Annotated in this window: 1 protein-coding gene; it reads left to right on the top strand. The window is 62.1% G+C overall.

The window, feature by feature from the left end; translation table 11 throughout:
- Positions 1-449, top strand: a 449-nt coding sequence (locus tag R0J92_RS21740) for an ABC transporter substrate-binding protein (protein WP_411053166.1), incomplete at both ends; no start/stop codon positions are given.

Raw genomic sequence — 449 nt, 5'->3', positions numbered from 1 at the left:
GGGATCCCCAGTTCGGCCACCTTGTCTTCGAGCCGCTGATGCAGCGCTCGGCCGATGAGCCGTTCTCACTCTACGGACTTCTGGCGCAGACGGTGGAGATGGATGAGGCGCGGAGCTTCATCCAGTTCAATCTCAACCCGGAAGCGAAATGGTCGGACGGCAAGCCCGTGACCCCCGAAGACGTCATCTTCACCTTCGAGCTTCTGCGCGACAAGGGACGCACGCCCTTCAGCAACCGGCTGACGCCCGTCGCCAAGATGGAAAAAGTGGGCGACAGGAGCGTGAAGTTCACCTTCAACGAGAAGTCCGATCGCGAGTTTCCGCTGATCCTGGCGACCGCGACACCGATCCTGCCCAGCCATGCCATCGATCCGGAAACCTTCGACCAGTCGTCGCTGCACATCCCGGTCGGCTCCGGACCGTACTCCGTGAAATCGGTTCGGCCGGGC

Source organism: Tritonibacter sp. SIMBA_163 (assembly GCF_046535935.1).
Taxonomy (GTDB): domain Bacteria; phylum Pseudomonadota; class Alphaproteobacteria; order Rhodobacterales; family Rhodobacteraceae; genus Epibacterium; species Epibacterium scottomollicae.
This window is presented reverse-complemented; position numbering and strand designations above follow the sequence as displayed.